This window comes from Bacillus sp. AFS059628 (genome assembly GCF_002571225.1).
In the GTDB taxonomy this organism is placed as follows: domain Bacteria; phylum Bacillota; class Bacilli; order Bacillales; family Bacillaceae_G; genus Bacillus_A.
In genome coordinates this window covers 52778-67236 of the sequence record NZ_NVEC01000052.1, presented here as the reverse complement: position 1 = coordinate 67236, position 14459 = coordinate 52778, and the positions used below count along the sequence as shown (strand labels likewise).

The window sequence follows — 14459 nt, the reverse complement described above, 5'->3', positions numbered from 1 at the left end:
TGTTGTGGTCATCTTCCGTTGTTTCCTTGCTCATTCCCATTATTCCCTTGTTGAGTCCCTCTTCCGTTGTTTCCTTGCTGATTTCCGTTATTCCCTTGTTGTGGTCCTCTTCCGTTGTTTCCTTGCTCATTCCCATTATTCCCTTGTTGTGGTCCTCTTCCGTTGTTTCCTTGCTCATTCCCATTATTCCCTTGTTGAGACCCTCTTCCGTTGTTTCCTTGCTCATGCCCATTATTCCCTTGTTGAGGCCCTCTTCCGTTGTTTCCTTGCTCATTTCCGTTATTCCCTTGTTGAGGTCCTCTTCCGTTGTTTCCTTGCTCATGCCCATTATTCCCTTGTTGTGGTCCTCTATTTTCTTGCTGAGATCCTCTTCCGTTATTTCCTTGCTGTTGTCCATTATTTTCTTTTATTTGCCTAGATGGCTGTTCCTCTGTTTTCTTTTGTTCTTGATGTTCTGGCTTCTCATATTTTTTTTCTTTTACAGGAGACAAATCTGGTGATGCATCAGGAGATGACTCCGGCTGCGATTGCATCTCTTCTTCGTTTTCCATCTGATTAGACGGCGAGGCGGGTGGAGTAAGCGATTTATTCTTCTCATTCTCCTGCTTTATATAAACACCAGTGCCAATTCCAGCTTTTCTAGCATTCTCTCGTACTTGCATTGTGCTACTTTGATATTCGACTGTAATATGTTTTAGCTCATACTCTTTCTTTAATTCTTTCATTGTCTTTTCCAACTGTTGTTCTAGCGACTTATCCTTTGCAACAGCTGTTAGCATAACTTGCTTATCATCCGTTAAATACTTATCTTCTTGACTCTGTTTTATAATTGTACGTATCACTTCTTGCAATTGTTTATTTTCCCATTGCTTCAATTCTTTTAAAATACGCCTTCCATCATCATTACAAGCTTGTAAATCTATAACGCGAAGATCCTTCGTTACGCTCACCTCTAAACTTGGATTAATGTCAACTGAGACGTAAGCAAATACTTTTTCTTCCGGTTGGTTGTAGAAAAATAAAAGCGCACATAGAAAACAAGTAATAAGTAATGATGCCGGCTTTAAAAAATAAGGGATTGAAAAACGCGATGCTCTTTGTTCTTGTTCTTCAAACGAGATTTCCTCTCCAATCACGCAAGAATCCCCTTTTCTTTTACACGTAATAAACTCTCCATTTGGCGTTAAAACAACTACGCTATGTTTTTTTATATCCATTACAATTCCTTTATTCATCATGCTTCCCTCCCCTTATATAATCAAGAATGTATGTATAGTTATTTGCGAAGATAATACACATTGCAATGATATATTTTCTATGTCGCTCCAACGTTTTACGACTTACCCTAACACGCGGTTCAATATGTTTAAGCGGTAATTTTTTCTTTCGGAACAGCTCTTCCATCATTTCCTCTTCTTTTATAATAATCTTCACAATTTCTATTAAGTGCTCACGCGAATCACGGTGCTTAGGAGATTCTTTAGCAAGCTCTGAAAATGTGATTTTAAACTCAGCTAACACACTTTGAAAATGAAGAATTTCCTCCTTACGGTTGCTATTTTCCATCTCTTTCATATACTCCGTAAGCGATACTTGCATTTCTAACATTTCCTCTTGCTCATCTTCTTTTAAAAAGACAAGGTTATGCTTAGACTCCTTGCGTATATAGTCAATTACATCTCTTTTTATAAGAAGATCAGCAAACGCTAGAAAAGATTTTCCCTTTTTATATGAATACTTTTCTATTGCTTCATTAAATGCAAACAATCCAATACTATATTCATCATCCTGTTCTGTAATATATCGGCGGCAGACAGACGAGATTGATTTTCTAATAAACGGCTGATACTGCACGATAAAAGCTTCTTTATCTTCTTCGTTATTTTGTATGTTATATACGATATCTTCTATTTTTGGTTTTCTTAAGATCTTCATTACTAAACTCAACACTTGTAATCTCCCAGCCTCCTTCACATAGAAAAATGGTCACTAAACAAGTGACCATTCAACCACATTTTGTTAGTACTTTTCTTTGAGCTTGTCTTCTTGTTGTTGCTCGTATTTTTCAAAAACGACTTTCCTCATCGTTTTCTTAATGATTATTCTGTTCTGTTTATACAAAAGCTAAATCTGCATTTTCATTTCTTATATTTTTTGCTTGCTCTTTTTCTATTTTATCTGCAATCTTTACATAACTCTTCTCTATATTTCTGGTAATTTCAGCCTTTTCTTTCGACTTCCTCACTTAATCTAGCAATTTTATAAATGCTTCAATGCTGTATCCGATGTGTACTTTTAATTCCATTTGCTTTCTGCACTATACATATTCGAAAGAACAACAAAATTTATGGGGGTCTAAAAATATTTTTTATAAAATAAATATTTGTTTCAAAAATAAAAGCCATCAATTTTNNAAAAATTAATCAAATTTAAAAGTCCTCCAGATTTTTTATTGGAGAACTTTCATTTTCATATAATTCTCATTTTCAGAAGTAAATCTTTAAAAGTAACCTATCCATAGCGCCACTACAGCAACTACTAACAAAGCAAAACAAAATGTAATATTTCGAATCCACTTTTTTATATCATCAAAATACTTTTCTATAAATACAGTGTAAATAGAAAGCATAAGAAGTAGCACAATGAAAGTAAAAGATTCCAATTTATCATTAAATATTTCATTAGTAAATGTACTTACATGAAGGAATAGAAAAACCAACGTTACTATGAACAGCTCAAATATCCTTTTTTTATTCAAACCGCCACCACCTTACATTAATTCCCTTTTATTCCATTTTACCAGAACATATTGTGTAGCAGCATGAATATTTTATTCATGTCAAAAAGGCTAACAATTCAAGATTGTTAGCCCCTACTTTCCATATTCGTACCTTTTATCACTTTACTTCCTAACAACTGGAATCCACATTTCACCAAATACTAAACCGTCTCTCTGCCCCATCTCAACCGTTGTATTTGGGCCACCAACATAAGCAAAATCTTTTGCATCTGGTAAAGCTTGACCGAAGGCAATACCAGTCAGCTTATTACTTAACTCTTCAGCCGTTTTACCTTCCCCTTTCACAACTAAGTATTCTCCCTTTGGAAACTGGATTACTCTAGATGCTTCTTCTATTTGTGCCTCTGTCATAACACCAGCATAATACATCATCTTGTTATTCACCGCTTCACTCACAGAAAAAATGTATTCATTTGTAGCTAAAGCTTTTAAAGTATCGAGCCTTCCATCTTCTTTAACAGCCGACCAAAAGTCTTCCTTTTCTTTATTGATTCCAGCAAAGTCTGTATAGTCACTCTTAATTTCAGTTCCAATACCTAACACAATAAAGCTATCTTTTTCTTCTATCGTATAATTTTTCATTTTCAATACCTTCCTTTTTTTAAAATGAATCAAACGATTTATCTTTTCATCTGATGAGTTTATAATAACTTTAAATCATGTCAAAAAATGATACTGTTTAGGAGACTCCAATGAAAAAAGTTGAACGTATTAATACGATTATGCGGTATATCAACAATCGCTCCCACTTTACAATTACTGAAATCATACGAGAATTTAACATAGCACGGTCGACAGCTATTAGAGACATAAGAGAAATTGAAGCTATGGGCATGCCACTTGTCGCTGAAGTTGGAAGAACTGGTGGATATTTTGTCATGCACAATTCTATCCTGCCCGTTGTTCGCTTTACTGATAATGAAGTGAAAGCTCTTTTTATTGCCTTTATGGCTACAAGAAACCAACAACTTCCCTATCTAAAGAGTCGCCAATCTTTAGCCGAAAAACTACTAGGACTCATTTCTGAAACTCAACAAGATGACCTTGTTCTTTTAAATCAACTCTTACTTTTTGAAGGGACTAACCCCCATAATCCCGATCTACTTGAGCTTTCTGACCTCCCCCATCCGATGTTAGAAAAACTCATTCAAATCCTTCTTTTGGATAGACATTTATTGATTACTGTCAAGGAAGAAAAAATCAAATCTTATCCAATTTACCTATTACACCTTTATCAAGAAAAAAGCCATTGGATCATTGAAGGATTTGACTTGAAAGAAGAAAAGAAGCTGATTTTCCCTGTCGATGACCTCATCAATATCGAACCGTACACACCGAAAAAGAGGTTAAATAAGAAAAAGATTTTAGAAAAACTCAATAAAAAGGACGAGGTATTGAACCTTGTACTTGAACTTGGTCCAAAAGCAATTGCCCAGTTCAAAAAATACCACCCTTTCAAAATTTCAATTTCTTATACAAATCCTTACCAATCTACAGCCATTTTAAAAACATTTATCGATGTTCACAATTCCGATGAAGTGACAGAGATGACAAATTGGCTGCTTTTCCTAGGTGAGGATATTAAAATTGTGGAAATGCCTGAAGGAGTATTAGAAGGTTTACAAGAACGACTATCCTTATATTGCCCATGAGCGATAATCCGTATTTTCTACCATGAGTGCACAGCAACTAATAAAAGCACGGAAACCTTCCGTGCTTTTCAAACATATATATTATTTCAGATGACTTAATTCACTTACCCTAACTGACGTTTAAATGCTTTACTAGCAAAAAAGTACGAGATAATCATGATTCCTACGCACCAAGCGAGTGCAATCCAAATATCGTTATCAACAGTCCCTTCATATAAAAGGGCACGAATCGCATTTACAATTGAAGTTACAGGCTGATTCTCTGCAAATGTACGAACAATTTTTGGCATCGTTTCAGTAGGTACGAAGGCTGAACTAATAAATGGAAGAAAAATTAGCGGGTACGAGTACGCTGTTGCTCCCTCCATTGACTTCGCTTTCAACCCTGGAATGATAGCTAGCCATGTGAGCGCTAGCGTAAACATTCCTAGTATTCCAATTACTGCAAGCCATTCTAGCATATTAGCACTGGAACGGAAGCCCATTAAGAGCGCAACAAGAATAACCACTACGATAGTAAGAGCATTCGCAACAAGTGAGGTTAAAACGTGAGCCCACAATATCGATGAGCGCTTAATTGGCATCGTAATAAAACGTGCCATCAGCCCACTCTTTACATCCGTAAATAATCGCACAGAAGTGTAAGCCACACCGGATGCGATAGCCATTAGCAAAATTCCTGGCAATAAATAATTCACGTAGTTATCCGTTCCTGTCTTTATCGCGCCGCCAAATACGTAAACAAATAATAGCATCATCATAATCGGTGTAATCGCTACAGTAATAATTGTATCCGGACTACGCATAATATTACGCATTAAGCGCCCTAGTAATACCCCTGTTTTGCTTTTCATTTACATCTCCCCCTTTTTACCGATAATCGCTAGGAAAATTTCTTCCAATGTCGGTTGCTTCTCGATATACTCCACTTTCGCTGGCGGGAACATCTCTTTCAGTTCAGTAAGAGTACCTGTCGTAATAATTTTTCCGCCATGCAAAATAGCGATACGGTCAGCTAGTTGTTCTGCTTCCTCCAAGTATTGCGTCGTGAGCAAGATCGTTGTGCCGCTGCCGGCAAGTTCCTTGACAGTATTCCACACTTCAATCCGCGCTTCCGGATCAAGTCCAGTCGTTGGTTCGTCTAGAAAAATAACTGCTGGCGCCCCGATCAAACTCATCGCGATATCAAGCCGGCGCTTCATCCCGCCTGAATATTGGTCTGCCCTCCGGTTGGCCGCATCTGTCAGGCTAAATCTTGTAAGTAAATTGTCAGCGACTTGGGCGGGACTGGAAACACCACGTAGCCTGGCAATCATGATCAAATTTTCCCTCCCAGTCAACATGCCGTCTATAGCTGCGAACTGTCCTGTCAAACTGATGCTTTGACGAACATGATCTGGTTGTCGCTGGATGTCAAACCCGCAAATACTCACTTCACCATCATCTTGCTTAATTAGCGTCGAAAGGATATTGACCGTTGTCGTCTTTCCCGCCCCGTTTGAGCCTAGCAGCGCGAAAATTTCACCACGCTGCACCTCAAAATCTACTCCCTTTAAGACTTCTTTATCTTTAAAAGATTTTTTTAACCCTGTTATAGAAATCGCTGCGTTGCTCATACTTTTTCCTCCTTATTAAAATAGGTTACCTATAACCCCTATTTAGTATCACTGATATTCTGTATTACTTAGTAGTGGTTTAAAAATATAACTGAATAGCGATGGCGGCAATTCACATTTGTAACCAGCTAATCAGTCGGTATTACTAATTGCATTTATTTTTTTCTCAATTTCTTCATAATACTTTCATTCAAATCCTCACGATACTTGGAAACATACGTTTTAGCGTTTGCCACTAGTTCATCAGCAAAAGATGCTACGTCCTCCCCAGTAATGTCAAGCACTTGTCTGCCTTCCGCTGCACCAGCTTCAAACAAGTCGATTAATTCATACTGTATGTGCAGCATATCCATCCCGTTTCCGGTTGAAAAATTCCACATGTAGTTTTGAATTTTCTTAAACACAAATTGATAGTCCTCGGGTAGTGCTGCAACACGTGCCATCATCATTCTGTACTCTTTTTTATCACCAATTAATTTTTTGAATATTTCCAACATCTTATTTTCCTCCTTTTTTTATAAAGCAGAACAAGAAACTCTCCAAATATGAGCCGGAACATTTTATATTATGAAGCTAGTTTGACTTCAAGACGTTAATTTTTGAAGATACAAAATCCCATTTTTTCCAAAACAATTCAAGTTCCTGACGGCCTGCTTCATTTAATGAATAAAACTTACGAGGCGGTCCCATATCTGATGGTTTCTTTTCAATATTTACAAGCTTTTTCTTTTCTAATCGTACGAGGATAGTATAAACCGTCCCTTCTACAACTTCGGTAAATCCAAGATCATTCAGGTGTCGAGTAATCTCATAACCATACGTTTCACGGCGGCTGATGATTTCCAGTACACACCCTTCCAGTGAACCTTTCAACATTTCAGTTAAATTTTCCATATCCTGATCCTCCTTTACCCCCTATTCTGTCTGACTTATATTCAGTACCACAGAGTACTAAGGCGAATTTTTACTGAATAGCTTTTGAGTACATCTACACTATTCAGTATTACTTATTACAACTACATTGTATGACTAATTAGTTGTGAATGTCAACTGATTTTCAAAATTTTTCTAAAAACCGCTATTACCTATCGTTTGCTGAAAATATTTTGAGAAACAGCACTACTGAGTATTACCTATTACAAGTACATTGTATGACTGAGTAGTTGTAAATGTCAACTTGATTTTTATATTTTTCTAAAATCAACTATTACCTATCCCACTAAGAAAAAATGCCCCGAAACAAAAATTCTACAATTTTGTTTCGGGGCGCTATAGGTCAGTTCTTCTTCTTAATAAGAGAAATCATCCTTTTGTTACGATAATATCATATCCATATCCTCTGCTGCAGTTGTAATCAATTTCAAACCGAATGTTTCTTGTAATACATCAAGCACGCCAGTTGAAATAAATTCAGGTGCCTTTGGACCGATGCGAATATCTTGAATACCAAGACTAAATAGCCCAAGTAAAATCGCAACCGCTTTTTGTTCAAACCATGATAGAACAATACTAACTGGCAATTCGTTCACTTCGCATTGAAAAGCATCTGCTAAAGCGGCTGCTATTTTCACTGTAGAAATTGAATTATTGCATTGTCCTAAGTCAATGTAACGCGGAATCTCCGTACCAGGTACAACACCGTACTCTACATCATTAAAGCGAAATTTTCCGCAAGAAGTCGTTAAAATAACTGTTTCTGGTGGAAGTGACGTTGCTAATTCACGATAATATTCCCCGCCTTTTCCTGGTGCATCACAACCTGCGATGACAAAGAAACGCTTAATCTTTCCTGCTTTTACTGCCTCAATAATTTCAGAAGCCAATGATAATACTGTATTATGATGAAACCCTGTTACTAACTGTTCATCCGATTCCATATGTACTTCTGGAAGTTCTAGCGCTTTTTGAATCAACGGTGCAAAATCATCATTTTCAATTTTTTGTACACCTTCTAAACCTGCAATATCATATGAAAAGAATCGATCAGAGTATGATCCTTTAATTGGCATAACACAGTTCGTTGTCGCTAATATGGCACCTGTAAATTTTTCAAAAAGACGTCGTTGATCATACCATGCCTTACCGATATTTCCTTTTAAATGTTTATATTTTTTCAGCTGCGGATATCCGTGTGCTGGTAACATTTCAGAATGCGTATAAATATTAATTTCTTTTCCTTCTGTTTGTTTTAATAATTCTTCTAACGCAAATAAATTATGACCAGTAACTACAATTGCTTTACCTTCTACATAGTTTTGTGTAATTTGAACAGGTTCTGGAACACCAAAGTGATTCGTATGCGCCTCATCTAACAACTCCATTACTCGTAAAGCCGATTTCCCAACTTTAATAGCCATATCAATATGCTCTTGTTCATTAAAGTTGGAATTTGTTAATGTCATATACAATGCTTCTTGTGTCGTAGCATCTACAAAAGCATCCGTATACCCTAGCTGGGCAGCATGCGTACGATAAGCAGCAATTCCTTTTAATCCAAATACAATCGTATCTTGTAAACTTGCTATTGTTTCATTTTTACCACAAACACCGATTACTTTACATCCGCCTGTTGGCGTTTGTTCACATTGATAACAAAACATGATTATCCCACCCTCTCCCAATCATTCCTTACAATCTAAGCATAATACCCATTGAGAAAAAGGGATGTGATATCAATCACTATAATATATAAAAATTTGTGACAGTTCATATTGTTGACATAACATTTTTATTGACTCTAAAAACATTACTGAAAAATGTACATCTTTGTTGGTGCTTTCAAATAGCCAGTTAATAGATTTAGAGAACTATTAGCAACTAGCAATTTTTTTGATTAAAAATTCTATGGGAAAGTCCTTCGTTTACAATACATTTACATCATCTTAACATTGTTTACATTATTTATATGATATATTTATATAGAAACTACTTAAGAAATCTCATGTACATTGTTATCTTTATGATTTTTATGCCAGGGGTGAATTCGGATGACTGAAACTTTGAAAACACTTATTATGCTTGATGCTACTTACGTTGTTATCGCAATTATGACGGTACTGGTATTTGTATACTTGGAATTAAAATCTCAGTAACGTATGCGGACTTCGCATTTAAATATAGTTAGAAGAAAGCGAGGAGAAAATTGTTTCTCCTCGCTTTTTTTATTTCAACAAATCCAATGTATGTAAAAGTAATCCTCTATCCCCTACTTCTCCATGACCAGGCACCACTGCATTTATATTTCTATATCGCGTCAGTACATTCTCAATCGATGTAGACCATTCATTTACATAAGCATCAGCAACGTTCCCTAAATCTTTAGCTTCCGCAGATTTCACTAAACAGCCTCCAGCTAAAATGTTATATTGCGGTAACCACACGACGATATTATCTTCTGTATGTCCTTTCCCTGGATAAAATGTTTCTACTTTCATATTTCCAAACTTCAAATTCGTAATCGTTTGTAAGTCTCCAAGTGGTTCTTCATATCCATTTTTCTTTGCTAGTTCTGCAGTCAATGCCGTACTATGCGCTTTAATGCCTCTTTCTTTCAACATTTTTATTCCGCCAATTCGATCAGCGTGCGCATGCGTAATAATAACATCCGTTACGCGCTTCTGAAATTTCTTTTCTACCATTTCTATTAGTTCCTTCGTTAATTTGTCATCCCAAGAAGAATCAACAAGTACTAACCCTTTAGAAGCAGTAAGAACTAAACCGTTCGAAGGAACTGCTTCCCCGTTAAAATAACCTACCTCCGTATGAACCCATACATTTTTGTTTAACTGAGAAATTGAAATAGTTCCTGTCTCATTTTTTATTATTTTTTGCTCTACCGTTCGTTCTGCTTGTATAGAAGAAATTGTACTAACAAATTGAGTTGTTCCTAGTAAACTAACACATACCCCTAATTTTAATAATATATTCTTTTTCATTTTCTCCACCCTTTCTTTCAAACGAAATAGTTATTACCTATAATAGACAATTCATCTTCAGTGTTTGTTCCATCTTTTCTTACATATTTTTCATACCATTAATAAAAAGCGCACAAAATTTTGTGCGCTTTAAAACTTAACCTTTCATTCCGAAATTTTCAAACTCTTCTTCATTCCCATAAAATACATTCAAATCAATATACTTTTCTTTTCCATTATAACCATTTAATCTCCCCCGGTTCGTGTATTGCCAAAACGTCCATTTCCTCTCATCAGATAAACTCGGTTTTGTAAAAACACTACGAATCCATATATCAAATTGGGAATACGCATTACCATTCACGTTTTTTATTAATCATCATTTTTTCTTCAAACGCCTTCTCTAAATTAATTTCTAACTTATTCGCTAAATCACATACATTCCAAATTACATCAAACATTTCTAAACCAATCTCTCTTTTCGAATCTTGTATTTTATCACGCTTTAATATAACTTCCGCTAATTCACCTAATTCAGCCATTGTATACATCGTACGCTCTTCAATTGTTGTATCTTGAAATCCTTTTTCTTTACTGAAATTTAATACATACCTCTGGAATTCCACAATATTCATACTTAATCTCCCTTCTCCGTTTTTCTCTTACACTTAAAATCAAAAATGTATTTTGTTAAATTATAACATTCATACTATAATTTATTTATAGCCCTTTCATGGAGGTGTTTTCAATGACTCTCTTCGCTTCCCCATCATTATTCATACTAGCAATTATTTCATTTGCACTAGCCTATTTCATCGGAGTTAAGCAATACACTTGGCTCTTATCAGGATTCAACGAACGCCGTGTACCAGATAAAATGAAGTTATCAAAAATAGTTGGTCTTTATAATTTAACTGCTGGTGCTATTGCCACAATTGGCAGTGTCTTCACTACCCCTAATGCAAAAATCTTATTTCCTATCATTATAATTGGCCACGTTATAATCGCTGCTTATGTAAATACACGCATGGTGCATTGAAAAAAGATCATCCAAATGGATGATCTTTTTTATAATTTATCAACATATTGCTTCGCTTCTAGTAAAGAAAAACCAAAAGCCTCTCTTACTCTTTTAACTGCTGTAACTGTTTTTCCTTCTTCCATAAGCTGGCGCAACTCTTTATTAATTTCAGGTTCTCTATCTATAATTCCCATTTCCTTCGTAATTAGCTGTAATCTATCTTCCATCCTCTTTAAACGTGCATCCGTTTTCTTTTCGATTCTATTTAATTTTTCAACAATATAAATAAACCCAAAGATCGCTATCGGTATGATCATCCAAAATTCCATGACTATCCCCCTATTAGCTCTCATTTGTTTTATTTCATTATCTTATGTAAATTTTACCACAAAACACATTTAATGTATAATAGTAATATACAACAATGTTGATAAAACCTTTTATTTTAGGGGGACACTTTATGAAAAGATTTTTAAATACGTTGCTACAATTTGTAGTTCTTTCAATTGCACTACATTTATTATTTGATATCGTTGGCTGGCTTGTTTTCAATGCGCCAATTCAAAACAAACAAGTTATCATTTCCTTACTAACAACTTCATGGTTTATGTACATGTACCGAGATAAATTTTTTAAAACATTCACTTCGAATTAACTAAAAAAACTTCATCGATAAAAGATGAAGTTTTTTCTTTTTCTCTCTATTTACTACTGTATAATAGAACTAACATTCTGTCTTTTCAAGAAAGGAGTCACTATGAACTTAAAAAGTAACAATATATACGAAAAAATGAACCAATATTCCGTTGCAGGTTTAAGCCTTGCTATTATACGTGATGGCAAACTAGACGAAACGATTGCCTTTGGAACGCTTGAATCTAGAACAACTAGAACTGTCACTACGAATTCTATATTCAACTCTTGTTCAATTAGTAAATTCATCACTACAATGCTCGTACTAACGTTATCAGATCAAGAAATCATACATTTAGATGAAGACATAAATGATAGACTCACATCTTGGAACATACCTACCAATCTATTTACCTCACAGAAAAAAGTTACGTTACGAAATTTATTAAGTCACCAATCTGGAATTATTGATCCCCCTAATAGTTTTGAACATTATACACTTGCACAAGGGCGACCAAACATGGCTGAACTACTTGCTGGTAAAACATCATATTGTTCAGTACCAATAGAAATAACTTATAAACCAGAAAGTGAATTTCACTACTCTGATGCAAACTTTTGTATTATCGAATTACTACTTGAAGATATAACTGGAAAACCATTCAAACTTTTACTTGAAGAATATATCATTCAGCCACTCCAGCTAAAGAATAGTACAGTATTCTCTTCTGAAGATATAAATAAAATGGAGATCTTTACTTGCGGGCATAATAAAAATGGCACCGTTACAAATGAAAAGTATCCATTTTATCCCTTCGCAGCTGCTTCAGGTATTTGGACAACACCAACAGACTTATCAACTTTAGTAATTGAAATCATTCATTCCTTACAAGGAAAGGGCAAACTAAAACTTTCTCAAAAAACAGTACAAGATATGATTTCACCTCAAGGTTGCTCAAAATGGACTGGATTAGGGGTTTTTCTAGATAATTCTAATGAAGACTTTCAAATATATTCACTTGGATGGGGCGTTGGATTTCAATGTATGATGGTTTGTTATCCATACCGGGGTAATGGTGCTGTTATAATGACGAACACTGATTTAGGTGTTCATCAAATGGAAGGGATTATTGGTGACGTTTTAGAAACGTTATCCTTATAATGAAAAGAAAGAAGCTGTTCCTTTCAGCTTCTTTCTTATATAACATTTTTCGCAACAATTTTTATATGTTCCGGTGCGATAATCTCCGTTATACTTTCTTGGAAATCTTCCTGCAACATTTCTTCAATATGTTCTAGCTGCACTTCAACATGTGTGCATTCTAAATTATGTATATTTAATAATGCATAATGATCTTTTTTCTTTATTACTAAATATTGATTTTCCTCTGTTACAAGTACTGAACCTAATCGTACTCCTAGTAGGCGTTGATCATCAAACTTCACAACCATTCCCCCTTACTTTATATGTAATAAAATAACATTTTATGTAATCTACTCTTTATAAACTATATCATAATTTATTAAAATATAAATATCATATTTCTTTTTCCTAAAAACCCCTATTCTTTTATATATTTCGATACAAAAAACTTTCTCAACATAAAATTAGAATTTTCAGTTTTTATTCCTATGAAAATCAATTATAATAAAGTTAATAAATGTTTGACCTCTCCTAATTCATGTACATATGGATGATCAGTAGTCGCTGCTACTGATCTATTTTTTTGATCTTAGAAAGTAAATATGCTGCATCCTTTCCCACAGCACAAATAAGTGCAGAGCCCCTTTGAGATTGCCACGGTAAACCGATATAATATAACCCTTTTACTGGACTTATTCCTCTTATATGATTAGGAAATCCTTTCTCATTCACTGCCTGCTCTATTTCAATCCATTTATAGTTTTGAATAAAACCAGTTGACCATATAATGCTTCCTCCGCTATACGTGCCACCATTTTGAAACATAATGCCATTTTCTGATGCATGAACCACTTTTTCCTCTAGTTTAATTGCTCCATTACGAATAAATTCTTTACCTTCAAAACCAAAAATAGGATCCTTTCTCTTCTGAAACCACTTTCCCCTCTTAGTATTTACTTCGGCGTACAATAAACCTAATTTTTCTAACCAATTAAAAATGCTTCTTCTAAAAAGACGTAACGGTAAAAATGTTAAAGGATGGCTGATAGACATTGTAACTTCATGAGTTTTTGCAAGTTCTACTGCAATTTGCATTCCTGAATTCCCGCCACCTACTACGAGTACTTTCCCCTTAGGAATTTGTGATGGTGATTTATATTGTGATGAATGTATTTGAAAAACATGTGATAAAAGATGTTGTGAAAATGAAGGGATGTACGGTTGCTGAAAACCACCTGTTGCGATAACAACCTTTTTTGATTGTAAAACTTCTGTAGGAGTATGTAATTCGAATATATCTTTTTCTTTCTTTATTTTTAAAACTTCGGTTTGCAATTGGATCGGTAATGTAAAGTGTCTTGCATATTCTTCTAAATATGTTGCCATTTCATCTTTACATGGAAATCCCTTTCCTTCTCCTTTTACTACCATCCCTGGTAAACTACTATATTCTCTCGGTGTGAAGAGCTGTAAAGAATCATATCTGTTTCTCCATGAATCCCCAATTCGGTTTCCTGCCTCAATTAATAAGAAATTATATCCTTCTTGCTTCAAGTAATATCCCATAGCTAATCCAGCTTGACCAGCTCCAATAATAATTACATCTAACATCTTTTTCCTCCTTCTCAAAACGTATGAATACATGCTCATTTGTTCATATGTTTTATGATACGATTTAT

At 34.9% G+C, this 14459-nt stretch carries 19 protein-coding genes and 1 pseudogene; 4 read left to right on the top strand and 16 right to left on the bottom strand.

Annotated elements, in window-relative coordinates; translation table 11 throughout:
- Positions 1-8: 8 nt before the first annotated feature.
- The 5 genes from COL05_RS18230 to COL05_RS18215 form a co-directional block, all read right to left on the bottom strand.
- Positions 9-1238 carry an anti-sigma factor domain-containing protein gene (locus COL05_RS18230; RefSeq protein ID WP_098669614.1) on the bottom strand — a complete coding sequence of 410 codons (1230 nt, stop codon included), beginning with the start codon at positions 1236-1238 and terminating at the stop codon, positions 9-11.
- Complete coding sequence (gene sigI / locus COL05_RS18225; RefSeq protein ID WP_098669613.1) at positions 1228-1950, bottom strand: RNA polymerase sigma factor SigI; 723 nt, start codon at positions 1948-1950, stop codon at positions 1228-1230. The genes COL05_RS18230 and sigI overlap by 11 nt, the downstream gene beginning before the upstream one ends.
- Positions 1951-2113: 163 nt before the next feature.
- The gene (locus COL05_RS31920) at positions 2114-2245 is read right to left on the bottom strand and encodes a hypothetical protein (RefSeq protein ID WP_257152577.1); all 132 of its coding nucleotides are present in this window, start codon (positions 2243-2245) and stop codon (positions 2114-2116) included.
- 255 nt (positions 2246-2500) lie between these two features.
- Positions 2501-2758: a DUF3963 domain-containing protein gene (locus COL05_RS18220; protein WP_098669612.1), complete on the bottom strand. Its 258-nt coding sequence runs from the start codon at positions 2756-2758 to the stop codon at positions 2501-2503.
- Between the two features lie 144 nt (positions 2759-2902).
- Positions 2903-3382: a GyrI-like domain-containing protein gene (locus COL05_RS18215; protein ID WP_098669611.1), complete on the bottom strand. Its 480-nt coding sequence runs from the start codon at positions 3380-3382 to the stop codon at positions 2903-2905.
- A gap of 110 nt (positions 3383-3492) precedes the next feature.
- Between COL05_RS18215 and COL05_RS18210 the strand changes: the two genes are divergently transcribed.
- On the top strand, positions 3493-4452 hold the full coding sequence (locus tag COL05_RS18210; RefSeq protein WP_098669610.1) for a helix-turn-helix transcriptional regulator: 960 nt from the start codon (positions 3493-3495) through the stop codon (positions 4450-4452).
- 104 nt (positions 4453-4556) lie between these two features.
- Here the strand turns inward: COL05_RS18210 and COL05_RS18205 are convergent, their stop codons facing one another.
- From COL05_RS18205 to COL05_RS18165, 8 genes and pseudogenes are all read right to left on the bottom strand, one after another.
- Positions 4557-5306 (bottom strand): ABC transporter permease, encoded by a 750-nt coding sequence (locus COL05_RS18205; protein WP_098669609.1) that lies wholly within the window; start codon positions 5304-5306, stop codon positions 4557-4559.
- The gene (locus COL05_RS18200) at positions 5307-6068 is read right to left on the bottom strand and encodes an ABC transporter ATP-binding protein (protein ID WP_098669608.1); all 762 of its coding nucleotides are present in this window, start codon (positions 6066-6068) and stop codon (positions 5307-5309) included.
- 155 nt (positions 6069-6223) lie between these two features.
- The gene (locus COL05_RS18195; RefSeq protein WP_000889650.1) at positions 6224-6565 is read right to left on the bottom strand and encodes a DUF1048 domain-containing protein; all 342 of its coding nucleotides are present in this window, start codon (positions 6563-6565) and stop codon (positions 6224-6226) included.
- Positions 6566-6641: 76 nt separating this feature from the next.
- On the bottom strand, positions 6642-6962 hold the full coding sequence (locus COL05_RS18190; protein WP_000429483.1) for a PadR family transcriptional regulator: 321 nt from the start codon (positions 6960-6962) through the stop codon (positions 6642-6644).
- Positions 6963-7381: 419 nt separating this feature from the next.
- Positions 7382-8668, bottom strand: a complete 1287-nt coding sequence (gene hcp / locus COL05_RS18185; protein ID WP_098669607.1) for a hydroxylamine reductase — start codon at positions 8666-8668, stop codon at positions 7382-7384.
- Between the two features lie 561 nt (positions 8669-9229).
- On the bottom strand, positions 9230-10003 hold the full coding sequence (bla2, locus tag COL05_RS18175; RefSeq protein ID WP_098669606.1) for a BcII family subclass B1 metallo-beta-lactamase: 774 nt from the start codon (positions 10001-10003) through the stop codon (positions 9230-9232).
- A 136-nt stretch (positions 10004-10139) separates the two neighbouring features.
- A pseudogene (locus tag COL05_RS31425) lies at positions 10140-10337 on the bottom strand (GH25 family lysozyme); the annotation flags it as partial.
- A complete protein-coding gene (locus tag COL05_RS18165) occupies positions 10336-10617 on the bottom strand; it encodes a MazG nucleotide pyrophosphohydrolase domain-containing protein (RefSeq protein WP_098669604.1) in 282 nt (93 codons plus the stop codon). The gene COL05_RS18165 and the pseudogene COL05_RS31425, both read right to left, overlap by 2 nt.
- A 113-nt stretch (positions 10618-10730) precedes the next feature.
- Here COL05_RS18165 and COL05_RS18160 point away from each other — a divergent pair, with 113 nt between their 5' ends.
- Positions 10731-11021: a DUF3784 domain-containing protein gene (locus COL05_RS18160; protein ID WP_098669603.1), complete on the top strand. Its 291-nt coding sequence runs from the start codon at positions 10731-10733 to the stop codon at positions 11019-11021.
- Between the two features lie 29 nt (positions 11022-11050).
- On the opposite strand, the gene COL05_RS18155 is transcribed toward COL05_RS18160, so the two are convergent.
- Positions 11051-11332: a hypothetical protein gene (locus tag COL05_RS18155; RefSeq protein WP_098669602.1), complete on the bottom strand. Its 282-nt coding sequence runs from the start codon at positions 11330-11332 to the stop codon at positions 11051-11053.
- Positions 11333-11463: 131 nt separating this feature from the next.
- On the opposite strand from COL05_RS18155, the gene COL05_RS18150 reads away from it, so the two are divergent.
- Positions 11464-11658, top strand: coding sequence for a hypothetical protein (locus COL05_RS18150; protein WP_098669601.1), 195 nt, complete (start codon positions 11464-11466; stop codon positions 11656-11658).
- 102 nt (positions 11659-11760) lie between these two features.
- Complete coding sequence (locus tag COL05_RS18145; protein WP_098669600.1) at positions 11761-12798, top strand: serine hydrolase domain-containing protein; 1038 nt, start codon at positions 11761-11763, stop codon at positions 12796-12798.
- Between the two features lie 35 nt (positions 12799-12833).
- Here COL05_RS18145 and COL05_RS18140 read toward each other — a convergent pair whose 3' ends face one another.
- Positions 12834-13082, bottom strand: a complete 249-nt coding sequence (locus COL05_RS18140) for a hypothetical protein (RefSeq protein ID WP_000666946.1) — start codon at positions 13080-13082, stop codon at positions 12834-12836.
- A 265-nt stretch (positions 13083-13347) separates the two neighbouring features.
- On the bottom strand, positions 13348-14391 hold the full coding sequence (locus tag COL05_RS18135; protein WP_098669599.1) for a flavin-containing monooxygenase: 1044 nt from the start codon (positions 14389-14391) through the stop codon (positions 13348-13350).
- Positions 14392-14459: the final 68 nt, after the last annotated feature.